Source organism: Agrococcus beijingensis, from assembly GCF_030758955.1.
Classification (GTDB): domain Bacteria; phylum Actinomycetota; class Actinomycetes; order Actinomycetales; family Microbacteriaceae; genus Agrococcus; species Agrococcus beijingensis.
The window spans coordinates 2610864-2633128 of sequence record NZ_CP132360.1; the positions used below are offsets into that span (position 1 = coordinate 2610864).

At 71.5% G+C, this 22265-nt stretch carries 23 protein-coding genes; 12 read left to right on the plus strand and 11 right to left on the minus strand.

Features of this window, described 5'->3' with window-relative positions; all coding sequences use genetic code 11:
- Positions 1-36: 36 nt before the first annotated feature.
- From Q9250_RS12780 to Q9250_RS12810, 7 genes are all read right to left on the minus strand, one after another.
- On the minus strand, positions 37-636 hold the full coding sequence (locus tag Q9250_RS12780; protein ID WP_422665106.1) for a cadmium resistance transporter: 600 nt from the start codon (positions 634-636) through the stop codon (positions 37-39).
- Positions 636-995, minus strand: a complete 360-nt coding sequence (gene cmtR / locus Q9250_RS12785) for a Cd(II)/Pb(II)-sensing metalloregulatory transcriptional regulator CmtR (RefSeq protein WP_306232250.1) — start codon at positions 993-995, stop codon at positions 636-638. The genes Q9250_RS12780 and cmtR overlap by 1 nt, the downstream gene beginning before the upstream one ends.
- Positions 996-1062: 67 nt before the next feature.
- Complete coding sequence (locus Q9250_RS12790; protein ID WP_306232251.1) at positions 1063-1569, minus strand: signal peptidase II; 507 nt, start codon at positions 1567-1569, stop codon at positions 1063-1065.
- A gap of 548 nt (positions 1570-2117) precedes the next feature.
- Positions 2118-2711, minus strand: a complete 594-nt coding sequence (locus tag Q9250_RS12795) for a hypothetical protein (protein WP_306232252.1) — start codon at positions 2709-2711, stop codon at positions 2118-2120.
- An 11-nt stretch (positions 2712-2722) separates the two neighbouring features.
- Positions 2723-3517 carry a sulfite exporter TauE/SafE family protein gene (locus tag Q9250_RS12800; RefSeq protein ID WP_306232253.1) on the minus strand — a complete coding sequence of 265 codons (795 nt, stop codon included), beginning with the start codon at positions 3515-3517 and terminating at the stop codon, positions 2723-2725.
- Between the two features lie 85 nt (positions 3518-3602).
- Positions 3603-4466, minus strand: a complete 864-nt coding sequence (locus Q9250_RS12805; protein WP_306232254.1) for a hypothetical protein — start codon at positions 4464-4466, stop codon at positions 3603-3605.
- An 88-nt stretch (positions 4467-4554) separates the two neighbouring features.
- Positions 4555-5367, minus strand: coding sequence for a cytochrome b/b6 domain-containing protein (locus Q9250_RS12810; protein WP_306232255.1), 813 nt, complete (start codon positions 5365-5367; stop codon positions 4555-4557).
- A gap of 278 nt (positions 5368-5645) precedes the next feature.
- Here Q9250_RS12810 and hrpA point away from each other — a divergent pair, with 278 nt between their 5' ends.
- The 7 genes from hrpA to Q9250_RS12845 all read left to right on the plus strand — a co-directional run bounded on the left by hrpA (position 5646) and on the right by Q9250_RS12845 (position 13510).
- A complete protein-coding gene (hrpA, locus tag Q9250_RS12815) occupies positions 5646-9674 on the plus strand; it encodes an ATP-dependent RNA helicase HrpA (RefSeq protein ID WP_306232256.1) in 4029 nt (1342 codons plus the stop codon).
- 527 nt (positions 9675-10201) lie between these two features.
- Entirely contained in the window at positions 10202-10558 is a 357-nt protein-coding gene (locus Q9250_RS12820; RefSeq protein ID WP_306232257.1) for a DUF6804 family protein, read from the plus strand.
- Positions 10559-10678: 120 nt separating this feature from the next.
- Positions 10679-10852 carry a hypothetical protein gene (locus Q9250_RS12825; protein WP_306232258.1) on the plus strand — a complete coding sequence of 58 codons (174 nt, stop codon included), beginning with the start codon at positions 10679-10681 and terminating at the stop codon, positions 10850-10852.
- 164 nt (positions 10853-11016) lie between these two features.
- Positions 11017-12219: an MFS transporter gene (locus tag Q9250_RS12830; protein WP_306232259.1), complete on the plus strand. Its 1203-nt coding sequence runs from the start codon at positions 11017-11019 to the stop codon at positions 12217-12219.
- A gap of 180 nt (positions 12220-12399) precedes the next feature.
- On the plus strand, positions 12400-12960 hold the full coding sequence (locus Q9250_RS12835) for a pyridoxine/pyridoxamine 5'-phosphate oxidase (RefSeq protein ID WP_306232260.1): 561 nt from the start codon (positions 12400-12402) through the stop codon (positions 12958-12960).
- 53 nt (positions 12961-13013) lie between these two features.
- The gene (locus Q9250_RS12840) at positions 13014-13274 is read left to right on the plus strand and encodes a plasmid mobilization protein (protein ID WP_306232261.1); all 261 of its coding nucleotides are present in this window, start codon (positions 13014-13016) and stop codon (positions 13272-13274) included.
- Positions 13271-13510, plus strand: a complete 240-nt coding sequence (locus tag Q9250_RS12845) for a BrnT family toxin (RefSeq protein ID WP_306232262.1) — start codon at positions 13271-13273, stop codon at positions 13508-13510. The genes Q9250_RS12840 and Q9250_RS12845 overlap by 4 nt, the downstream gene beginning before the upstream one ends.
- 110 nt (positions 13511-13620) lie before the next feature.
- Here the strand turns inward: Q9250_RS12845 and Q9250_RS12850 are convergent, their stop codons facing one another.
- Positions 13621-14475, minus strand: coding sequence for a TIGR03620 family F420-dependent LLM class oxidoreductase (locus Q9250_RS12850; RefSeq protein ID WP_306232263.1), 855 nt, complete (start codon positions 14473-14475; stop codon positions 13621-13623).
- A gap of 328 nt (positions 14476-14803) precedes the next feature.
- On the opposite strand from Q9250_RS12850, the gene Q9250_RS12855 reads away from it, so the two are divergent.
- The gene (locus tag Q9250_RS12855; RefSeq protein WP_306232264.1) at positions 14804-15763 is read left to right on the plus strand and encodes a TetR/AcrR family transcriptional regulator; all 960 of its coding nucleotides are present in this window, start codon (positions 14804-14806) and stop codon (positions 15761-15763) included.
- 10 nt (positions 15764-15773) lie between these two features.
- Here Q9250_RS12855 and Q9250_RS12860 read toward each other — a convergent pair whose 3' ends face one another.
- Complete coding sequence (locus Q9250_RS12860; RefSeq protein WP_306232265.1) at positions 15774-15977, minus strand: hypothetical protein; 204 nt, start codon at positions 15975-15977, stop codon at positions 15774-15776.
- A gap of 160 nt (positions 15978-16137) precedes the next feature.
- On the opposite strand from Q9250_RS12860, the gene Q9250_RS12865 reads away from it, so the two are divergent.
- From Q9250_RS12865 to Q9250_RS12880, 4 genes are all read left to right on the plus strand, one after another.
- Entirely contained in the window at positions 16138-17133 is a 996-nt protein-coding gene (locus Q9250_RS12865; protein ID WP_306232266.1) for a DUF4349 domain-containing protein, read from the plus strand.
- Between the two features lie 91 nt (positions 17134-17224).
- Positions 17225-18556: a trypsin-like serine protease gene (locus Q9250_RS12870; protein WP_306232267.1), complete on the plus strand. Its 1332-nt coding sequence runs from the start codon at positions 17225-17227 to the stop codon at positions 18554-18556.
- A gap of 107 nt (positions 18557-18663) precedes the next feature.
- Positions 18664-20001: a maltokinase N-terminal cap-like domain-containing protein gene (locus Q9250_RS12875; protein ID WP_306232268.1), complete on the plus strand. Its 1338-nt coding sequence runs from the start codon at positions 18664-18666 to the stop codon at positions 19999-20001.
- A gap of 157 nt (positions 20002-20158) precedes the next feature.
- A complete protein-coding gene (locus Q9250_RS12880; RefSeq protein ID WP_306232269.1) occupies positions 20159-20737 on the plus strand; it encodes an SGNH/GDSL hydrolase family protein in 579 nt (192 codons plus the stop codon).
- A gap of 88 nt (positions 20738-20825) precedes the next feature.
- On the opposite strand, the gene Q9250_RS12885 is transcribed toward Q9250_RS12880, so the two are convergent.
- Both Q9250_RS12885 and galU read right to left on the minus strand, forming a co-directional pair.
- The gene (locus Q9250_RS12885; RefSeq protein WP_306232270.1) at positions 20826-21161 is read right to left on the minus strand and encodes a histone-like nucleoid-structuring protein Lsr2; all 336 of its coding nucleotides are present in this window, start codon (positions 21159-21161) and stop codon (positions 20826-20828) included.
- Between the two features lie 55 nt (positions 21162-21216).
- A complete protein-coding gene (gene galU, locus Q9250_RS12890) occupies positions 21217-22110 on the minus strand; it encodes a UTP--glucose-1-phosphate uridylyltransferase GalU (protein ID WP_306232271.1) in 894 nt (297 codons plus the stop codon).
- Positions 22111-22265 lie beyond the last annotated feature (155 nt).

The following is a 22265-nucleotide window of genomic DNA, read 5'->3' on the forward strand; positions in this document are numbered from 1 at the left end:
TCCGACCGATCGCCCCGGGAGCCAATGCCGCGCGTGTCAGAGGCCGAAGGCCCCGCCACTCACGAGGATGAAGATGCCGAGGCCGATCAGCACGATCGGGAAGAGGATGTGCTCCCACCGCTCCAGCACCTCTGCGATCGGACGTCGTGTGGCGATGAACTTCGCGGCCGCGACCAGCACTGCGACCAACGCGAGGAACACGGCACAGTATGCGACCACGGCAGCAGGACCCACGCTGAGGAAGACCGGGACGTAGACGCCGATGTTGTCGCCCCCGTTCGCGAACGTGACTCCCGCCACGGCCCAGACCCCGACCTTCTTGCCTTCGATCTTGGCCTCGTCGTCATCGTCGTCATCATCGCGGCGCCAGGCCTTCCAGGCGGCCCACAGCCCCAACGCCAGTGGGATGAGGCCGAAGTATGGGATGACCTCGGGAGGCAGGAACGCTCCGGCGCCGAGCGTGACGAGGACGGCAGCACCGAGGATGGCCGCGAACCCCAGGTACTGCCCCACCAGAATGCGAACCGTGGTGCCGCGTTGCCCGGCGCCCCGCGCGAAGAACAGCGAGAGCACGATGATGTCGTCGATGTTGGTGGCGAGGAACAAGCCGATCGCCTGAACGATGGAGAGCAGCATCACGCCATCACCCCTGCCGTGCAGCGCTCCGGGAACGCGCACTCCGAGTCGATGCATTCGGCTGCATGGTTCACTGCCAAGGTGGTGTCGAGCAGGGCGGCGAGCGCACGCGTGAGGCGCTTGTCGGCGATCTCGTACCGGGTCCGGCGCCCCTCGGGCTCGGCCACGACGATGCCGCACTCACGAAGGCAGGTCATATGGTTCGAGACGTTGGATGGGCTCAGATCCAGCTCCCGGGCGAGCGCGGCCGGGTAGATAGGTCGGTCGAGCAGGGTCAGGAGGATCCGTGAACGGGTCGGGTCCGCCATCGCGCGGCCGAGCCGGTTCATCACATCGAGGCGATCAGTTATAGTCAGCACACGATGACTATACACGCACGGATGTAGTGTCGGTGGACAAGCGCACTCGGCCACGCTCGTCGTGGCGTCAATCGCCCTTCGAGGCCTCGGCCGCTTCTTGCTGCGGCAGTTCGTCGGGTCGTTGCTCACCGCGCGACCGGGATCGCTCGGCACGGAGCATCTGGAGGATGCCCAGCCCCACGCCGATCCCGATGGCCACGTCGGCGAGGTTGCCGATGAAGAGGTCGCCGTAGGCGAGGAAGTCGGTGACGTGGCCATAGCCGAAGCCGGGCGGGGCGAAGAGACGATCGATGAGGTTGCCCGCCGCTCCGCCCCAGACGAACCCGATGGCGCTCGCCCAACCGATCGACGTCGCCCGGCGCGCGGCGAAGAACAGCGCGATCGTCGCCGCGACTCCGAGCACGGTGAACACCCACGTGCTGTCGGATCCGAGAGACATGACCGCGCCGGGGTTGAACGCGAGCTGGAGTCCCAGCAGGTCGCCGATCAACGGGATGCGCTCCTGCTCGCTCAACCCGGCGAGCGCCATGGCCTTCGTGCCCTGGTCCACGACACAGGCCGCGATGGCCACCACGCACGCGACGATGAACCCTCGACCGCACTTCATCGTGCACCTCGCGCACAGGAGCGGCGACCCAGCGCCGAGTTCTGCCGAGCGCCCTCGATCCATCCACCAGGGGATGAGCCAGCGCCGCGGGACTCGAGGACGGACGAAGGTCGGAGCATGGCTGGTAGTCCTCGATGATCGAAGCGGGGGTGCGAGCGCCCATGGACGCGGAGGGCGCAGAGCACGCCGACGCTCGCGAACCGGTGGGCGACTCGAGCCTATCGGCCGCCGGCTCCGTGCACGGGCATCCCGTGCAGGCGAGAACCGGACATCATCGAGTGCAGAGTCAGCGCATGCTGACTCTCGCGACTCGTGTCGATGTCATGAACCGTCTGGGCAGCTCGGGCTTCCGCGTGACGGCGGCGCAGGCTCGTTCCAGTCGTCACGGGGGCTCGCCGTCGACGCGTCGGTGGGCCCCGGCACCTGGGCGCACCTGCTCAGGTGATCAGCGGGCGCGGGCTCGCGGCACGCAGTGGCGCGGGCGCCCGCTCGTCGATCGCGATGGCGCCGCCACGTCAGCCCCGCCGGCTCCAGCCGGCGAGTGCGAGCGCCTCGTCGACCGCGTCGTGCACGCCGCTGCGGTCGAGGGTGCGGAACGCGCCGCTGCCGGGCGCGCCCAGGCCGTGCCGCGACGGCCCCGCCCAGGTGACGATGCCGTTGTGCAGGCGCCGCACCTCGAACGGCGACTCGATCACGTCGGCGTGCACGAGCATCCCGTCGCCGCCGTCGCGCAGCTCGCAGCGGTGCTGCCCGAGCGGTTCGCCCGCCCAGCGCACCTCGAGGCGCTCGCCCTCCTGGTGCACCGAGCACGGGCTGCCCTGCAGCCGCCGCGCGACCTCGCTCGCGACGTCGGCGAGCTCCCAGCGCGCGGAGGTCGCGGGCGCGGGCGCCGGGCGCTGCGCGGCGAGCGGCATGGCGCGCCGCCGTCCCTCGCGCAGCAGGCCCAGCACCGCGACGACGACGAGCGCCAGGCCGACCAGCGCCAGCGCCGGCGGCACCAGCACCACCCAGCCGGCCCCGCCCGCGCCCTCGCCGCCGAAGGCGCGCAGCAGGAAGACCGAGGTGACCGAGCCGGCGACGGCCAGCAGCAGCCCGATGGCCAGCAGCACGGCGCGGCGGATCACTCCTCGGCGCCCTTCTTCCGCGCCTCGAAGACCAGGCGCACGATCAGCGCCAGCAGGAAGGCGCCGAAGACGATGCTGGCGACCTGCGGGTCGAGCGCGACCGAGAGCGCGGCGCCCAGCGCGGTCGTGACGCAGGCCGACAGGCCGACGACGAGCGCCGAGGGGATGTCGACGTTCTTGCGCCGCAGGTTGCCGATCGTGCCCGAGATGGCGGTCGGGATCATCATCGCGAGCGACGTGCCCTTTGCGACCAGGTCGCTCTGCCCGAACAGCAGGATCAGCATCGGCACGATCACGATGCCGCCGCCGACACCGAGGAGGCCCGACAGCACGCCGGTGATGAAGCCGAGCACGACGAGGCCCGTGATCGTCAGCGCCGTGAGCTCGAGCGTCGCCTCGCGCGACGGGATGACGAAGAAGAGGCTGACGGCGACGGCCGTGAGGAACACGATGAAGCCCCAGCGGATCGCCTGCACGGGCAGCCGGTGCAGCAGGTGCGCGCCCACCTGGGCGCCCACGACCGAGCCGATCACCAGGATGAGCGCGACGATCCAGTCGACGTGCTGCAGCGCGGCGTAGCTCGCGACGCCGACGAGCGCCGCCGGCACGATCGCGGCCAGCGAGGTGCCCGCGGCCAGGCGCCGCTTGAAGCCGGCGGCCAGCACCAGCAGCGGCACGATCACGATGCCGCCGCCGATGCCGAACAGCCCCGACAGGAAGCCCGCGAACAGCCCGATCCCGATCAGCGCGAGCAGCGGGCGGCGGGGCGGGGTCTCGAGCGCGTCAGTCACCCGTCCATCCTGCCGTGACGCAGCGCATCCGCTCGCATGACGGGCAGCGGATGCTGCCGTGCGACGAGCGGATGCGTGCGGTCGGTCAGGCGGCGGGCGTCGCCTCGGGCTCGGCTGCCGCCTCGACGGGCTCGATCGGGCGGGGTCGCATCGCGTGCGCCATCCACCACCAGGTGAAGATGCCGATGACGATGGGGATGATGAGCGACGCGAGCGTGCCGAGCGCCACCCAGGGGCTCGCGAGCGCGAGCAGCTGGGCCGGGTCGGCGAAGCGCTCGAGCAGCTCGGGATCGATGTCGAGGCGCTCACCGGCGCTGAAGTCGGTGCCGTCCCAGCGATCGACGTCGAAGTCGGCGCCCGGCATGCCGAATAAGGGAAGGCCGCCGGCGAACGGCGTGAAGGTGAACGAGCCGACGCTGCCGAGCAGAGCGTTGGCGGCCACCGCGATGCCGAAGCCGGCCCAGGTGACGCCGACGGGGCGAGCGATGCCTTCGTGGCGCAGCATGCGGGTCGAGAGCCACAGGCCCAGCAGCCAGACGGCGATGCCGAGCGGGATGCCGACGATCAGGCCGATCGCGAGCGGCGACGCCAGCCAGTCGAGCAGCTGCGGCAGCACCGTGCCGGTGGCGCTCACCGGGCCGCCGGAGACCGCGAAGCCGAGCCCGTAGACGACCGCGGCGACGATCGCGGGCAGCGCGAGCAGGACGATCGACGCCTGCGTGATGCCGAGGCCCAGCCACGCGATGCCGCCGCCGACGGCGCCGGCGCGACGGGCGCGGCCGGCCGCCTCCTTGGTGAGCCGCGGGCGCGGCGGCTTGGGCGGCTCGGGGTCGCGCAGCGGCGGCGGCCACGCGCCGCCCTGCGGCTGCGGCATGCCCTGCTGCTGCGGCAGCGGTGGGGTGTACGAGCCGGCTGCGACCGGGGTGGATGCGGGGTTGGGAACCGTCATGCTCCGAGGCTAGGCTCGCGCTCCCCGCCGGACCACCCTGGTCGCCCGCGTTCCTCCTGGGGGATGACCCCCTGCTGCGGATGCCCGGTCAGCGCGACGAGACCGTGCCGAACCGCTGCGCGATCGGCACGAGCAGGGCGGGGCGCGCGGCGATCCAGGCGGCGGCGATCACCAGCAGCGATCCCGCGAACCAGGCGAAGCCGATCCAGTCGTCGGCGTCGCGCGCGGCGTACATGAGGTTGAGGTTGCGCAGCACGCCGGTCGTGAGCACGAGCAGCACGTGGGTGACGATGAAGACGACGAAGTAGAGCATCGTCGGGAAGTGCACCGCGCGCGCCCACTCGATCGGGAAGGCGCGGTCGAGCGCCGGCCGCTTCGGCCACCAGCGGCTCATGCGCACGCCGGTGATGATCGCCAGCGGCGCCGCGATGAAGACGGTGACGAAGTAGGCGAGCTGCTGCAGGGCGTTGTAGCCGATCCAGCCGTGCTCGGTGGGCCAGTCGAGCGAGGCGTACTGCAGGCCGGCCGAGATGGCCTGCGGGAACACCTCGAGGCTAGTGGGCACGATGCGCATCCACTGGCCGGTCGCGATCAGCAGCACGACGAAGACGATGCCGTTCAGCACCCACAGCACGTCGAGGCTGGTGTGGAACCAGACGCTCAGCGAGACCTTCGCGCCGTCCTTGCTGGTCACGTAGGCGGCGGGCTTGCGCTCACGCCGCACCTGCAGCCCCGAGCGGATGATCAGCACGATCAGCAGCGAGTTCGCGAAGTGCTGCCAGCTGAGCCACGCGGGGATGCCGACGGGCGCGCCCTCGGGCATCGGGTAGGTGCCCGAGTACTGGGTCATGAACGCGGCGACGGGCTCGAGCCCGACGAACCAGCGCGCGATGCCGACCACGATCGTGGCGGCGCCGACGATGGCGAGGGCGACGAGCGTCGACGCTGCGATCCACTGGCGGCGGGTGGTCGGGCGCAGGGTCGCGGGCGGGGCGGATGCGGTGGGCTGCGCGGCCGCGGCGGGAGTCGTCGGGCGGGTGGCCGGGGTGCGCCGCGGGGCAGCGGTCGCGGCCGGCGCGGGCGGCGGGCGGTGGCCGGAGCGCGCGAGCAGAGCGCGCGGGCGGCGCGCGCGCGGGCGGCGCGCGGCAGCAGCCCCCGCGCGTGCGCGACAATGGCCGGATGCGCATCGAGTACCCGGCCGATCTCCCGGTCAGCGCGGCGCGCGACGAGATCATGGCGGCGATCCGCGACCACCAGGTGGTGATCGTCGCGGGCGCGACCGGCTCGGGCAAGACCACCCAGCTGCCGAAGATGTGCCTCGAGCTGGGCCGCACGAGCATCGGCCACACGCAGCCAAGAAGGCTCGCAGCGCGCACCATCGCCGAGCGCCTCGCCGAGGAGCTCGACGTCGAGCTCGGCACGGCCGTCGGCTACAAGGTGCGCTTCACCGACCAGGTGAGCGCCGATACGCAGATCAAGGTGATGACCGACGGCATCCTGCTCGCCGAGATGCACCGCGACCGCGACCTCAAGCAGTACGACACGATCATCATCGACGAGGCGCACGAGCGCAGCCTCACGATCGACTTCCTGATCGGCTACCTGCAGCGCCTCCTCCCCCGCCGCCCCGACCTCAAGGTGATCGTCACGAGCGCGACGATCGACCCGGAGTCGTTCAGCCGCCACTTCGGCGGCGCCCCGATCATCGAGGTCTCCGGCCGCACCTTCCCGGTCGACGTGCGCTACCGCCCGCTGGTCGCCGAGGCGCAGGCGCCGTCGCAGCTGGAGGATGAGGGGGCGGATGCGTCCGCTGACGACGACGACGACACTCACGTCGATCTCGACCCGGTCGAGGGCATCGAGGCGGCACTCGCCGAGATCGCCCGCGACGACGCGGGCGACGTGCTCGTGTTCCTCCCCAGCGAGGCCGACATCCGCGACGCACAGGAGCAGTTGCAGGGCAGACTGGGCGCCACCACCGAGATCCTGCCCCTGTACGGCCGCCTGAGCGCGGCAGACCAGCACCGTGTGTTCGAGCGCTCGAACCGAGCGGGCATCCGCCGTCGTGTCGTGCTGGCCACGAACGTGGCCGAGACGAGCCTGACGGTGCCGGGCATCCGCCATGTGATCGACACGGGCACCGCCCGCATCTCGCGCTACTCGGCGCGCTCGAAGGTGCAGCGCCTGCCGATCGAGGCGATCAGCCAGGCGAGCGCCAACCAGCGGTCGGGGCGTGCGGGGCGCGTGGCGCCGGGCATCGCGATCAGGCTCTACGCCGAGGCCGACTTCGACAAGCGCCCGGCGTTCACCGACCCCGAGATCCTGCGCACGAACCTCGCGGCGGTCATCCTGCAGGCGGCGTCGCTGGGGCTCGGGCCGCTCGAGGAGTTCCCGTTCCTGCAGCCGCCCGACCCGCGCGGCATCAAGGACGGCCACGACCTGCTGCGCGAGCTGGGCGCGATCGGCACGAAGGGCCAGATCACGAAGGTCGGGCGCGAGCTGGCCCGCCTGCCCGTCGACCCGCGGTTCGGGCGGATGGCGCTGGCCGGCCGGGATGCCGACGTCGCCCACGAGCTGATCGCGATCGTCGCGGGATTGACCATCCAGGATCCTCGCGAGCGCCCGCTCGAGAAGCGCGAGGAGGCCGACCGGATGCACGCGCGCTTCGCCGACCCGACGAGCGACTTCCTGACGCTGCTGGCGCTGTGGCGGCACCTGCAGGCGCAGCAGGCGGCGATGTCGGGCAACCAGTTCCGCAAGGCGTGCAAGGCCGAGCACCTGTCGTTCCTGCGGGTGCGGGAGTGGCAGGACGTGGTGCGGCAGCTGACCAGGTCGATGGGGCTGAAGGTTCCCCGGTCGTCGAGCAGCACCGCAGGCGCGCATCGAGACGAGAGCGGTTCTGGTCTCGATACGCGGACTTCGTCAGCTACTCGACCAGCGGGTGGAGGGGCTCGACTAGCGGGTGGAGCTGCTCGACCAGCGGGACTCGAGGGCGTCGACGCCGACGCCATCCACAAGGCGCTGCTGTCGGGCCTGCTCGGCCGCATCGGCACGCTCGACGAGACGCAGAAGCCGCAGCAGCCGAGGCCCGGCGACAAGCGGGGCGGCGGTGATCGGCGGATGCGTCAGCGGGCCGAGTACATCGGTGCCCGTGCCGCGCGGTTCCAGATCTTCCCCGGCTCGGCGCTCGCCAAGAAGCCGCCGCGCGCGGTGATGGCGGCCGAGCTGGTCGAGACGAGCCGGCTGTTCGCGCGCAACGTCGCGGCCGTCGACCTCGCCTGGGCGGAGCAGCTGGCGGGCGACCTGGCGAAGCGCCAGGTGAGCGAGCCGCACTGGGAGCGCAAGCAGGGCGCCGTGGTCGCCTACGAGAAGGTGACGCTCTTCGGCGTGACGATCGTCGAGCGGCGCCGCATCCAGTTCGCCCGCATCGATCCGGAGCATGCGCGCGAGCTGTTCATCCGCCACGCGCTCGTCGAGGGCGAGTGGGACAGCCCCCAGGAGTTCGAGCGCAAGAACCGCGAGCTGCGGCGCGAGATCGAGCGGCTGGAGGAGCGCCAGCGGCGCCGCGACCTGCTGGTGGGCGACGAGGCGGTGTTCGACTTCTTCGACGCGCGCATCCCCGCCGACGTGCACTCGACGCGCACGTTCGAGGGCTGGTGGCGCAAGGAGCGCGAGGCCCGCCCTGAGCTGCTGACGATGACGAAGCAGGACTTGACGGGCGAGGAGCCGCTCGTCGACCACGAGCAGTTCCCGACCAAGTGGCAGCAGGGCGAGCAGCGGCTGCGCCTCAGCTACCGCTTCGAGCCGGGCGCCGCCGACGACGGCCTCACCGTGCACGTGCCGCTCGCGGTGCTGCCGCGCCTGAGCCCCGCGGGCTTCGACTGGCTGGTGCCGGGCATGCGCGAGGAGCTGCTGACGGCGATGATCAAGAGCCTGCCGAAGCACATCCGCAAGCACGTGGTGCCGGCGGCCGACTGGGCGCGCGGGATGCTGACCGAGCTCCCCGCCGCCCCGGCGTCGACGGCGGGCGATCAGCCGCGCTCGCTCGCCGAGGTGCTGGCCGCGCGCATCAGCCGCACCGCCTACGTGCAGGCGGAGGCGACCGATGTCGACTGGGGACGCATCCCCGAGCACCTCAAGCCCACCTTCGCGGTGGAGGACGCCCGCGGACGCCGCCTCGGTCAGGGCAAGGAGCTCGAGGCGCTGCAGCGGCGCTTCGGGCAGCAGGCGACGGCGCAGGTGGCGAAGGTCGCCGTGAAGGTGACGAGCGATCTCGAGCGCGACGAGGTGGCCGGCTTCGACACCGACCTGCCCGAGCACATCGACGTGCGGCAGGGCGGCAACACGGTGCGCGCCTACCCCGGCTATGCGCTGACGCGCCAAGGAGGGGCCGGCAAGGGCGGCGCGGGCAAGCAGACGGTCGGCATCCGGCTGGCGTCGACCCGCGAGGCGCAGCAGCGCGACCAGCGCGCGGCGGTGCGGCAGCTGCTGCTGCGGCAGGTGCCGAGCCCGGCGCCCTACGTGCAGGCCAACCTGACCGGCGCCGAGAAGCTGGCGCTGGGCGCGAGCCCCTACCCGTCGACCGACCGGCTCTTCGACGACCTGATGCTGGCGATCATCGACGCCGAGCTGGGCGCGCGGCCGCCGGCGTCGCCCGCCGAGTTCGAGGCGCTGCGCTCGCGCGTGGCCGACGGGCTCGTCGACCGCATGTTCGCGCTCGCCAGCCAGGTGGCGCGCATCCTCACCTCTGCTCGGCTGGCCGACCGGGCCATCCGCGACGGCGCGAGCCTCGCCCACATGGCGGCGCTCGCCGACGCCCGCGCGCACCTCGACCAGCTCGTCTTCGACGGCTTCGTCAGCCGCACGGGGCTTGCGCGCCTCGGCCGCCTCGAGGTCTACGTGCGCGCGATCGAGCACCGCGTCAAGCGCCTGCCCGAGGCCGCCAACCGCGACCGCATCTGGATGACCGAGGTCGAGCAAGCCACAGCCCTCTATCTCGAGGCGGGCGGCACGCTGCCGCTGGCGCGCGAGGTGGCGGATGCTGTCCCGGGCCCGGGTGCGTCGGCACCGGAGGGCGCGGCGAAGGCTGAGCGGCTGGTCACCGCCCGCTGGCTGCTGGAGGAGCTGCGCGTCAGCCTCTTCGCGCAGCAGCTGGGCACCTCGGGGCCGGTGTCGCTGCAGCGGATCCGCAAGGCGCTGTCGGCGTAGGCGGCGGCCCGGCCGCCCGGGCCGCGGCCCTCCCCACCGGCAGATTCAGGCCGCAGCGGGGCTCCGACTGGATAGTCCCAGCGAGTGCCCTCACCGCCCGAGATCCTCCGGGCCACTGCCACCCACCGGCCGCCTCGGCCGCGGCCCTTCGCACCGGCAGATTCCGCCGCCAGCGCGGATCCGACGGGATAGTCCCAGCGGATGCCCTCACCGCCCGAGATCCTCCGGGCCACTGCCACCCACCGGCCGCCTCGGCCGCGGCCCTTCGCACCGGCAGATTCCGCCGCCAGCGCGGATCCGACGGGATAGTCCCAGCGGATGCCCTCACCGCCCGAGATCCTCCGGGCCACTGCCACCCACCGGCCGCCTCGGCCGCGGCCCTTCGCACCGGCAGATTCCGCCGCCAGCGCGGATCCGACGGGATAGTCCCAGCGGATGCCCTCACCGCCCGAGATCCTCCGGGCCACTGCCACCCACCGGCCGCCGCGGCCGCCCGCACGACCCGGCTGGCCTAACCTGGAGGCACCATGGATGCGAACCGCTACGGCCCCACCTTCCAGCGCAATGCGCTGGCCCCCGGCATCCTCGGCGCGCTGGCGCTGATCATCGCGCAGCTGCTGTTCGACACCGTCTGGTTCGAGACGCTGCGCTTCGTGATCGCCGTGCTGGCGCTGATCGTCGCTTGGTTCGCGCTGCAGGCGAAGCATTGGTGGTGGATCCCGCCGATGCTGGCGATCGCGGTCGCCTGGAACCCGGTGCTGCCGTTCGACTTCTCGGGCCCGGTCTGGGTCGGCGCGCACTGGGTCGCCGCGCTCGTCTTCCTCGCGGCGGGCATGCTCATCAAGGCTCCGCGCGTCGACGAGCGCGCCGACCGCGGCCGCTGACCCGACGAGGCTCGCACCCGGCAACACCGTCGACGCGAATCGACCCCGTGCGCGGCGGCTGATCCAGGCGTAGCGTTCGATCGAGCAGCGACATGCGCGCCGCTGCACCGAGGAGCCGCCATGCGCACCGCATTCCGCGCCGCCGCAGCAGCCGTCGTGCTGTCGTTCGTCGTCGCGACGGGGGGCTGCGGTGCCGGGGGCGGCGGCGGCAGCAGCCCGGGCGGCGGCTACGTCATCAGCCCCTGGCTGGCCGTCGGCGACGCCGCGCAGGTCATCGCCTCGGGCGACCGCTGACCCGTCTTCCACCGCAGCGCGCCGCGGGCCGGCGACGCCGCACCAGGCGGGCGGATGCGGTCCCAGGCCAGGCGCGCGCGGCACGGGAGCGCCGCTCGGGAACGCGACGCCACGCATCCGCTCGCCCCCGCAGTCGAGGCCCCACCGCACCCTAGGCTGTGCTGGTGCGCACGTACGGTGAGGTCCTCAGGGTTCCGGGGCTCGCGCGCATCATCATCGCCCAGCTGCTCGCCCGCTTCCCTGCGGGCATGTACTCGCTGGGCATCCTGCTGCACATGGAGCACCAGCACGGCTCCTACACGGCCGCCGGTCTCGTGCTCGCGGCCTTCTCGGTGGGCATGGCGCTCGCCGGCCCGTTCGTCTCGCGGCTGATGAGCCGCTTCGGCACCGTGCAGGTGCTGGCCGTCACGACGCTCGTGTCGGTGACGTCGCTGCTGGCGATGGCGACGTTCGCCGTGCCGCTCTACGTCGACGTCATCGCCGGCGTCATCGCGGGCGCGGCCATGCCGCCGGTGACGCCGACGGTGCGCACGCTCTATCCGCGGATGGTGCCGCAGCGCCTGCTCTCGCCGCTCTTCTCGCTCGACGCTGCGCTGCAGGAGCTCATCTGGGTGTTCGGCCCGGTGCTGCTGACGCTGCTCGTGTCGCTGCTGGGCACCGGCCCGACGATGCTCGTGACGATCGGCATCCAGTTCTTCGGCGCGCTCTTCTTCATGATCTCGCCCGAGGTGCGGCGCCTGCGCATCCCGCCGACCACCCGCAAGCTGGGCCGGGTGCTGCGCAAGCCGCCGGTGCTGCTGTCGGTGGTCGTGTCGGCGATGTTCATCGGCGGCTTCTCGGCCGTCGAGGCGGGCGTGGTCGCGACCTTCGGCGAGGGCGCGCTCGAGGCGGGCCTGGTGCTCGCGATCTCGGCGCTCGGCTCGCTGGTGGGCGGCTTCACGGTCGGCAGTCGCGGCCTCGCGCCGTGGTCGCTCGCGATCCGCCTCGCGATCGTGCTGCTCGGCATGGCGATCGCGCTGCCGATGACCGAGGTCGTCGGCCTCTCGGTCGCGCTCTTCATCGCGGGCCTCGGCACGGCGCCCGCGCTCGCCGCGTTCAGCGTGATCATCGCGTCGACGGTGAAGTTCGCCGACACCCCCGAGGCCTACGCCTGGATCGGCACCGGCCAGCTGCTCGGCGCCGCCGTCGGCTCGGCGATCGCCGGCGTCTCGATCGACGCGATCGGCGGCGTCGGCGGCGTCTGGGTGGCGGTCGTCATGGTGACGCTCGCGACCCTCATCGCGGCGATCTTCCGCCGCCACCAGCCCGACATGCGCCACGGCATCTCCGACCCGCCCGACACGGCGCCGGTCGAGCTGCCGCGCTGAGTCGCGGCGCCGCCCGCGCTTGACAGATGTAGGGCCAACGGCCGCAAAGCGACGCCCATTCCGGCCACTGGCCCTACATCTGCGGATGCATCGGGCGACGCTGGGCGGGAACGTTGCGGATGCGCTGGGCACCGCCGGGCGGGCACGTCGCGAAGGGCGCGGCGGGCGTAGCGTGGCGGCATGACCGAGCTCCGCGAGCGGCTGCGTGCGCTACCCACGTTCCCCGACGCCCTGCCGCACCTCGACGCCGAAAGCGTGCCGACGCATCCGCTCGCGCTCTTCACCGAGTGGCTCGACGACGCCATCGCGGCGGGCGAGCGGCAGCCGAACGCCTTCGCGCTGAGCACGATCGGCGAGGGCGGCGCTCCGGCCAGCCGCACGCTGATCGTCAAGGACGTCGACGAGCGCGGCCTGCACTTCTCGTCGCATCGCGGCTCGCGCAAGGGCGTGCAGCTGGCGGCGAATCCGGTGGCGACGGCGCTGTTCTTCTGGCGCGCGCTCGGGCGCCAGGTCGAGGTGACGGGCGAGGTGACCGATCTGGGGGCGGATGCGTCTGCCGCAGACTGGCGGGAGCGCCCCAACTTCGCCGGTCAGCCGAACCCGGAGTGGGTGCTGTGGGCGCTGCAGCCGAGCCGGTTCGAGTTCCTGCAGGCGACGCACGACCGCCGCCACGTGCGGGTCGAGTACCTGCGCGGCGAGGCAGGCTGGACGCACGGCCAGCCGACGACGCCCGCCGGCTGAGCGAGCCAGTGTCACCACTGGCGCGACCAAGAATTTCGTCATACATTATTCGCATGAGCAGTCAAGAGTCGATCAACGGCGTCCCCGTCACCGAGGAGCAGATCGCCGCGTGGGCATCCGAAGCCGAGGCGGGGTACGACGCAGCGGCGCTGAAGCAAAGGGGCCGGGGCCGTCCCGGCCGCGGGGCCCAGCCCTCGCAGGTGGTCGCGATCCGACTGACGCCCGAGGAGATCGCCCGAGTCGATGCCCGGGCGGCCCAGGCTCAGCAGTCTCGTTCGGAGTACATCCGCAAGCTGCTGGCGTCAGCAGCGTGAGGGTTCACGATTCCGCGCGCAAGCACGGAGTCGCTCCTGAAGACGCGATTCAGGCGGCGAGGTGGCCGCTTTGGGTCGAAGACCTCGATGAGGAGAACCCCTCCAGACAGCTTCGGCTGGGCTTCGACACCAGACAACGACTGCTGGAGACGGTGGTGCTGACGTTCGACAGCGGCAACGAGCTGATCATCCACGCGATGAAGGCACGGCCGCAGATGCTCGACCTGCTGCCCTAGACGTGAGCGCCGTGGTGGCGATGCGGCTGGCGCATGCTGACGCGCTCAACGCTAAGGGCAGACGCGGACCTTGGAGGCGTCTCCTCTCCCGCGTTCCGCGCCAGGAGCCGTCAGCGCGCCCCGACCTCGCCCACCAGCGCCTCGAGCGTCGGCAGCGGGTCGTCGCTGGCGGGCAGCACCTGCACGCACACGTGGTCGGCGCCGGCATCGAGGTGGGCGTGCACAGCGGCGGCCAGCTGCGCGGGCGTGCCGTGCGGCGCGAGCGCGTCGACGGCGGCATCCGTCGCCCCGTCGTCGAGCTCGGCGGCGGTGAAGCCGTGCGACTCGAGCGTGCGGCGGTAGTTCGAGAGCGCCAGGTAGCGATCGAGGAAGCGGCGCGCAGACGCGCGAGCGACCGACGCATCCGTGCCGGGCACGATCCGCTGCTCGGGGGCGATCAGCGGCCCCGAGCCCAGGATGTCGCGGGCGAAGCGGGTGTGCGCGGGGGTCGTCATGTAGGGGTGCGTGCCGGCGGCGCGCTCCGCCGCCAGCCGCAGCGTGCGCGGCCCGAGCGCCGAGATCACGCGACGCGAGGCGGGCACACCCTCGGCGTCGAGCGTGTCGAGGTAGTCGACGAGCGCCGCGAACGGCTTCTGATAACGGTCGCCGAGCGCCTCGCGGTGCCCGATGCCGACACCGAGCAGGAACCGGCCGGGGTGCACGCGCTCGAGCCGGTGGAACGAGGCGGCGACCTCGACGGCCGGCGCCGTCCAGATGTTCACGATGCCGGTAGCGACCGTCACGTGCTCGGTCGCGTCGAGCAGCTGCTCGGCGAGCGCCAGGTCGGCTGCGGGGGATCCGCCGATCCAGATCGTGCCGTAGCCCAGCCGCTCGACCGTGCCGGCCAGCTCCGGCGTCAGCAGCCCACCTCCGCGCCAGAAGCCGAGGCGACCGAGGTCGGGGGTGTCAGGAGCGGTGGAGGCCATCGGGGTTTCCCATCGAGTGCAGCGGTCAGGACACGGCCCACGCTATCGAGCGGCGAACCTGCGTCAGCCCGCCACACGCAGCTCCGCGTCGCGCCCGCACGCACCGACCAGCCAGCAACGCAGAAGCCCACGCGCTTGGCGTGGGCTTCTCGAATCGGCGCGCCGGGGGCTGTTTCACTACTCGCTACCAGTGATCAGGATATATCCCAGCGGCAATCACGCGCAGCAAGCCGCGGTGTCACCCACCGCATCAGCACCGCGCCCCGAAGCCCCCGGCCCATCCCCGATAGCCTCAACACCGTGCCCCCGACGACTCACCAGTGACCCCGTGACCGACCCGACCGAGCCTCCCGCCCCCGATCTGCCGCACGCCCACGCCCTCACGTGGGGCGTTGCCGAGCTGCCGCACCGCGGCCCGAAGCGCGAGCTGAGCACGGAGCGCATCGTCGAGGCGGCCATCGAGCTGGCCGACGCCGACGGGCTCGACGCGGTCAGCATGGGCAAGGTGGCGGCGAGCCTGGGCGCGGCGCCGATGAGCCTCTACCGCTACGTCACCGGCAAGGACGACCTGCTGCTGCTCATGTTCGACGCGGCCAGCGAGGTGACGGTGCCGGGCGCGGGCACCACCTGGCGCGAGCGGCTGCGCGAGTGGGCGACGTTCGTGCGAGCGACGTACGACGCGCACCCGTGGATGGCCGACCTGCCGCCGAGCTCCACCCCGACCACCCCCAACCGACTGGCGATCTTCGAATCCGGGCTCGCGGCGCTCGAGGACGTGTCGATGCCCGACCGCACCAAGATGACGGCGCTGCTGCTGCTGGTCGGCTACATCGGCCTCTACGCGAAGGCGTCGAGCAACGCGCACGTCGACGACGCGGTGCGGATGGCGCTGCCCGAGCTGGTCACCGACGAGCGGTTCCCGCTGCTGGCGCCGGCGGTGCGCGCGGGCGTGTTCGAGCGCCGCGACGACGACCTCGACCGGGGCTTCAGCTTCGGACTGTCGCGGCTGTTCGACGGCATCGAGCGCTGGCTCGAGCGCACCGAGCCCGACGTCGAGGTCGACCGCCTGCCCGCCTCGATCGTGAACGACAAGGCCGTGCGCGAGGCGGCGAAGCTCGTCGAGAAGGCGCGCATCGAGCTGCGGCAGGCCGAGGCAAAGGCGGCGGATGCGTTGGGCAAGGCCACCGAGCGCCTCAAGGCCGCGCAGGCCAAGACCGAGGCTGCCGAGGCGAGGGCCGCCGCGAAGGCAGAGCTGAAGGCCGCGAAGCAGGCGATCAAAAAGGTCTGACGGCTTCCGGTCAGGCGCTCTGCTTCGCCAGCTCGACGATCCAGGCGGCCGTTTCGACGCCCCGCCGCCTGTCGGCCACGACGCGTGTTCGCGCCGCCGCGATCCGCTCCCCTTCGGTGACGATGCGCCCGGTCCGCAGGGAGCGGTAGAGCTTGGGCTGCACCGGCACCGGTGTGGCGCCGGCGGTCGCGTCGTTCTGCAGCAGTTCAGCCATGATCGCCTCCTGCGAGCATTGTGCCTGCGCTCGAGCGACGCGTCGAGCCTGGTGCTTCCGCATCGGTTCTCGCCGCCTGGGTCGAAAGCAGCACCCCTGACGCCCGACTCCCCCGAAAGGTTGGGCTGTGTTCCCGTTGGCCGAGAGCCACAGTGGAACCATGACCCGCAGACTCCTCTCGATGGCCGGCATCGTCGTCGCCGGCACCGTGCTCCTCACCGGCTGCGGCGCGCTCGGCGCCGCCTCCGAGTCGCCCGCGGGCCCGGCGGTCGGCCAGCCGCTGCCCGACATCGGCCAGCCCGACATCGGCCAGCCCGAGTCGGCACCGCAGCCCGGCTTCGGCGGCTCCGAGGGCGGCGACACGGGCGGCCAGCCCGGCGTCGACGTGCCCCAGCAGGATGCCGACGGCGAAGAGGTCATCGTGCAGGGCAGCGTCGCGATGCAGGTGGCCGATCCGATCGAGATGGCGGATGCGGTCGCCGACGCCGCGGCGGCGCGTGACGGTTCGATCGACCGCCGTTCCGAGGGCGCGTCGACCGACTTCCAGCCGGCGTGGGCGATGCTCACGGTGCGCGTGCCGACGGTCGATGTCGAGGGCTTCCTCGATGCGCTGCGCGGCCTCGCCGACCTCTCCTCGGTCGACGTCAGCGAGCAGCGCGTGGGCGCGCAGGTGCGCGATCTGGAGGTGCGCGTGAACGCCGCGCGCGCATCCGTCGACCGCCTCACCGAGCTGCTCGCGACGGCCGCCGACACCGAGACGCTGCTCGAGGTCGAGGCGCAGCTGACCGAGCGCACGAGCGAGCTCGAGCAGCTGCTGTCGCAGCAGCGCTCGCTCGCCGACCAGGTGGCGATGTCGACGATCGAGGTGCAGATCCGCTCGACGACGGTCGACGGCCCGACGGGCACGCCGACCTTCTGGGACGGCCTGATCGCCGGCTGGAACGCCTTCCTCGCCTGGGGCGCCACGTTCCTCTTCGGCCTCGGCCAGTCGATCCCGGCGCTGGTCGTGCTGGCCGTGCTCGCGCTGGTCGTCTGGCTCATCGTGCGCCGCATCATGCAGCGGATGCCGTCGCCCACCACACCGCCGCAGGGCGCGGTGGTCGTCAACCCGGTCACGACCCCGACCCCGGCTGCAGCAACCCAGTCGACCGAGTGACGAGGGCATGGCCCAAACACCTTCCACCAAAGGTTGAACCTCTGCTGTACCCTGAGCGAGGTTCCCCAGCCCCACCGTCACGAGGTCTCCGTTGCGCCGCTTCCTGCTCTCTGCCCTGCTTGCGCTCGGCGCCGCCTCCGTGCTGGTGGTCGCGCCCGCGACGCCGGCCGCCAACTCGCCGGCCGCCAACTCCTCCACCGACATCGCCGAGACGCAGGAGGCCCACTTCGCCGTCATCGACGCGATCGGCAACTGGGATGCCCTGGCGCCCGTCTCGCAGATCGGCTCCATCTCGGGCGATCCAGTCGCGGGCACCATCAGCATCGGCTGGGTCGGCTTCGTGCCGAGCGAGATCCAGCAGATCGCCGACGAGGCCGCCACCCGGGGCATCGACGTCACCTTCGTGCCGCAGGAGTCGAGCGAGGCCGAGCTGCTCGAGCTCGCGCAGGGCCTGGCCGCATCGATGCCGGTCGAGGGCGCCTTCGCGATCGGCATCGGCGCCGACACGCTCTCGGTCGAGGTGCCCACCGCCGAGGCGGCCGAGGCGGCCGACACCGAGCCGATCCCGCTCGAGGGCGAGGTGCTCGAGGTGATCGACGAGACCGAGCAGGCAGCCGCAGAGATCGGGGCCACCGTCACCGTCGAAGAGACCGACTCAGTGCCCACCACCACCGCGGCCGTCGCCACCGACTTCGCCCAGGGCGCCCAGCCGAACACCGGACTCAGCACCGCCCGCACGAACGACACATCCGTCCTCTCGGGCGGCGCCCGCGTGCAGACGCAGTTCCTCAACGGCGCGTGGACCAGCTGCACCTCGGGCTTCTCTGGCTTCTACGGCCACCGCCCGGTGATCGTGACGGCCGCGCACTGCAGCGACTACGCCGACGACCGCGGCGTGCGCAACAACGCCGGTGTGCGCATCGGCACGAGCGACCTGGTCGCCGAGCTCAACGACGGCCCGACCTCGTACGACCTGGGCGTCATCGCCGCCCCGTACGACACCCGCACGCTCCCCCGCATCTACACGGGCGACACCTCGACGATCAACATCACCGGCACGCAGACCACCTGGCCGCCGGCCGGCTACCGGCTCTGCTCGTCGGGCCAGGTCACCGGCTGGAAGTGCGACCTGATCGCCGCCGAGTCGTACGTCACCTGCTACTCGACGCCGCGCGGCAACAGCGAGTGCATGAACGTGCAGCTGGTCAACTCCACCGGCACGAGGGCCTTCTGCCTGGGCGACTCGGGCGGCCCGGTCGTCGGCCTGCCCACCGCCGAGGGCGCGCGGGCGGTCGGCGTGGTCTCGGGGCTCCGCAGCCCGCTGGTCGGCAGCTGCTCGACCCGCGGCCTGATCGCGCCGATGTCGCAGCTCATGTCGACGGTGCCGGGCCTGCAGCTGCACACCGTGCAGACCGCCCCGTAGCCCGAGGCAACAGGCAACAGGCAACAGGCAAGGCCAAGGCCCCAGCGCGCAAGGCCACACCCCACACCCGTAGCCACCACCCAGCCACCCCGTGCAGACTGGGCCGCATGAGCGCACACCCGCAGTTCGACGCTCCCGAGGTCATCAATGCGATCGCGGCGTGGATGCCCACCACCCGCTGGTACCCGCTGAAGGGCCAGCCGGTCTACGTCGAGCTCGAGCAGTCCTACGACCTGGGCGACGCGGCGATCCTGCTGCTGCGCGCCGGCGAGACGCTGCTGCAGGTGCCGGTCGCGTGGCGCGATGAGCCGGGCGCGATCCCCATCCAGCAGTTCGGCGACGCGTGGCTGGTCGACGCGTGCGGCGACCCCGACGCCGTGCAGGCGATCCTCGACGTCGCCACCGGCAAGCGCCGAGCAGACCACCTCGCGGGCGACACCACCACCGACCCGGCGCCCGCGGGCCAGAGCAAGGTCGTCACCGGCGAGCAGTCGAACACCTCGATCATCGGCGGCACCGACAGCGACCACCCGTGGATCGCCAAGGTCTTCCGCGTCGTCGCCCCCGGCGACAACCCCGACGTGCTGGTCGCCGGCGCCCTCACCCGCGCCGGCTGCGACCGCGTGCCGAGCCTGCTGGCTTCGCTCACCGCCGCATGGCCGGCGGGCGAGGCGACGGTCACCGGCCACCTGCTCGCGGTCTCGGAGTTCGTCGCCGGCGCCGAAGACGCCTGGGATCTCTACCGTCGGCACGCCCTCGCCACGCTGCGCGGCGAGGCGGCCGACCTGCCCGACACCCGCATGCTCGGCACGACGGTCGCGATCGTCCACAAAGACCTGGCGGATGCCCTGGGTTCCGTCACCGCCACACCCTCCGACACGCTCCGCTTCGTCACGGGGCTCGAGCAGCGGCTCGCCTGGGCGCGCGAGCAGGCGACGGCGGCGCTGGCCGAGCTCGACGAGCCGCTGAGCGCGGCGGCCGAGCGGCTGCGTGAGATCGACACGCTCGGCGAGCTGCAGCAGATCCACGGCGACCTGCACCTCGGCCAGATCCTGCGCGCCGCCGACGGCGGCTGGCGCCTGCTCGACTTCGAGGGCGAGCCGCTGCGCCCGATGCACGAGCGCATGGTGCGCGAGCCGCGGCTGCGCGACGTGGTCGGCATGCTGCGCTCGTTCGACTACGCCGCGGGCTCCGCCCTGCAGGAGCTGCCGAACGCCGACCCGGTCGCCGCCGGCAGCTGGGTGCACGAGCGGCAGCAGGAGTTCCTCACGGGATATGCGGAGGCGCTGGGTCCCGTCGACGAGCAAGATCCCGTCTTCCGCGCCCTCCTCCTCGACAAGGCCCTCTACGAGGTCGTCTACGAGTCCCGTAACCGCCCCACTTGGCTCCCGGTCCCCCTAGAGGCAGTCCGCGCCTTGGTAGCCCCCACCCCGTTGATTGAGTAGCTGCCGGCGAAGCCGGCCGCGTATCGAAATCATGAACCGCACCCACAAACTCCTCACCGCAACCGCCCTGACGGCTGCCGCGATCGTCGCGGTCGTCCTCCTCTGGCCCCGCCCCGCAACCCCACCCGCGCCAACGCCCACTCCCCCGCCCTCCTCCGTGAGCACCGAGCCCGACACCCCTACCGCCGTCTTCCTCGGCGACTCCTACACCGTCGGCACCGCCACCTCCCTCGACGGCACCGGCTTCCCCGCGATCCTCGGCGACCTCCGCGGCTGGCACGTCGTGAACCTCGGCTTCCCCGGCACCGGCTACTCGACGGGCCAGCCCGACGGCCGCTGCCCGCCGGCCGGCTGCACCTCGTACATCGGCGTGCTCCCGGACGCCGTCGCTGCGCAACCGGACATCATCGTCGTGTCAGGCGGCCGCAACGATCTCGGCCGCCCCTCCCTCGACGAAGCGGTGGCGGCCTTCTATCCCGAGCTGCGCGCTGCGCTGCCGAACACCCGCGTCATCGTGACGTCGCCGCTCTGGGACGACTCGCCAACGCCTGCCGCGCTCGTCGAGTTGCGTGAAGTCGTCGAACGCGAGGCGACTGCGATCGACGCCGAGCACCTCGACCTCGGCGACCTCTTCCTCGACCGCCCAGACCTCATCGCTCCCGACGACCTCCACCCGAACGAGGCGGGCCTCGAACTCATCGCCACCACCATCGACGCCATCCTCCCGCTCGAATGAGGAAGGGGAGCAACGGCTGACGCCGTCGCTCCCCTTCCGTTGGTCGAGTAGCTGCCGGCGAAGCCGGCCGCGTATCGAGACCCGAGCCCTAACGGCTCCGGTACTGCTCCACGATCTCCGCAGGAATGCGGCCCCGCGTCGCGACCTTCAGCCCCTGCGACTCAGCCCACTCGCGAATCGCTGCGGTCTCGCTGTTGCCGCCACGGCTGGCTGCCGGAGCGCCACCTTTGCGACGGCCAGAGACGCGGCGCGATGCACGCACGAAGCGCTCGAGGGTGTTCGTGAAGTCGTTGATGTTGTCGTTGCTGAGATCGATCTCGTACTCGGCTCCGTCGAATGCGAAGCGAACGGTGCGGCCTTCGCCGTCCCCGATCGATTCACCCGAGAAGTCGTCGACGAGCTGGACCATAGTCTTCTTTGCCATGTCGAGAAAGATAGCGCATCGCCGGTCGTGAAGTATTCGAATCGGCTGAGCCGGGTCAATCTTCGAGCGTTGCCGCAAATTCCTTGATCCAGGAGCGGAGTCCGGGGCCGATGTCTTCGCGCTCTACGGCGAGCTGCACATTCGCCTTGATGTAGTCAAGTCGATCACCCGTGTCGTAGCGGCGTCCGCGGAAGATGACTCCGAACACACCGCCTGTGGTCGCATCGCTGGCCATCGCCAAGAGAGCGTCGGTCAGCTGAATCTCGCCGCCTCGGCCCGGCTTTGTGCGCTCAAGCACCGGGTAGATCTCTGGCTTCAGCACGTAGCGGCCGACGATCGCGAGGTTCGATGGCGCGCGCCCCCCCTGGGGCTTCTCAACAAGCCCAGTGATTCTGACGACGTCGGGCTGCTCAGTCTTCTCAACAGTCGCGATGCCGTACATGTGCGTCTGCGAAGGGTCGACTTCCATGAGAGCAACGACACAGGCGTCGCGCTCGTCATGCACCTGCAGCAGGCGCTCGAGCAGTGGATCACGCTCGTCGATGATGTCATCGCCTAGCAGCACAGCGAACGAATTGGCGCCGACATGGGCCCTCGAACGCAGCACTGCATGGCCGAGGCCCCTAGGATCACCTTGTCGCACGTAATGGACGTTCGCGAGTTCGGTCGATTCGGCCACTTTCGAAAGGCGCTGTTCATCGCCCTTTCGGGTCAAGATCGCCTCGAGCTCAGTCGCGCGGTCGAAGTGATTCTCAAGTGCGTTCTTGTTGCGGCCCGTCACGAACAGGACGTCAGGGATTCCAGCGCGCACCGCCTCCTCCACGACGTACTGGATTGCCGGCTTATCAACGACCGGGAGCATCTCCTTGGGGAGCGCCTTGGTCGCCGGCAAGAAGCGGGTTCCTAGACCTGCGGCAGGGATGACAACCTTGGAAACGGAGCGAGGCATCCTTCAACGCTAGCGGGCGCCAAGCGACACCTCAGACCAAGAAGGTTCATCGAACGTTCAGCGTCCGCGCCTGACCGATCACTCGTGGCGTAACGCTCGACCGGTACCATGGGTCTTTAAGAGTGAGTGCGGTTGCGCGTGTGAATCCAGTTTAG

Bases quoted from the DNA above. Each gene is read 5' to 3' on its own strand.
- Q9250_RS12780 (WP_422665106.1), bottom strand. From the start codon at position 636: ATGCTGCTCTCCATCGTTCAGGCGATCGGCTTGTTCCTCGCCACCAAC.
- Q9250_RS12805 (WP_306232254.1), bottom strand. From the start codon at position 4,466: ATGACGGTTCCCAACCCCGCATCCACCCCGGTCGCAGCCGGCTCGTAC.
- hrpA (WP_306232256.1), top strand. From the start codon at position 5,646: ATGCGCATCGAGTACCCGGCCGATCTCCCGGTCAGCGCGGCGCGCGAC.
- Q9250_RS12820 (WP_306232257.1), top strand. From the start codon at position 10,202: ATGGATGCGAACCGCTACGGCCCCACCTTCCAGCGCAATGCGCTGGCC.
- Q9250_RS12825 (WP_306232258.1), top strand. From the start codon at position 10,679: ATGCGCACCGCATTCCGCGCCGCCGCAGCAGCCGTCGTGCTGTCGTTC.
- Q9250_RS12835 (WP_306232260.1), top strand. From the start codon at position 12,400: ATGACCGAGCTCCGCGAGCGGCTGCGTGCGCTACCCACGTTCCCCGAC.
- Q9250_RS12840 (WP_306232261.1), top strand. From the start codon at position 13,014: ATGAGCAGTCAAGAGTCGATCAACGGCGTCCCCGTCACCGAGGAGCAG.
- Q9250_RS12850 (WP_306232263.1), bottom strand. From the start codon at position 14,475: ATGGCCTCCACCGCTCCTGACACCCCCGACCTCGGTCGCCTCGGCTTC.
- Q9250_RS12860 (WP_306232265.1), bottom strand. From the start codon at position 15,977: ATGGCTGAACTGCTGCAGAACGACGCGACCGCCGGCGCCACACCGGTG.
- Q9250_RS12865 (WP_306232266.1), top strand. From the start codon at position 16,138: ATGACCCGCAGACTCCTCTCGATGGCCGGCATCGTCGTCGCCGGCACC.
- Q9250_RS12875 (WP_306232268.1), top strand. From the start codon at position 18,664: ATGAGCGCACACCCGCAGTTCGACGCTCCCGAGGTCATCAATGCGATC.
- Q9250_RS12885 (WP_306232270.1), bottom strand. From the start codon at position 21,161: ATGGCAAAGAAGACTATGGTCCAGCTCGTCGACGACTTCTCGGGTGAA.
- galU (WP_306232271.1), bottom strand. From the start codon at position 22,110: ATGCCTCGCTCCGTTTCCAAGGTTGTCATCCCTGCCGCAGGTCTAGGA.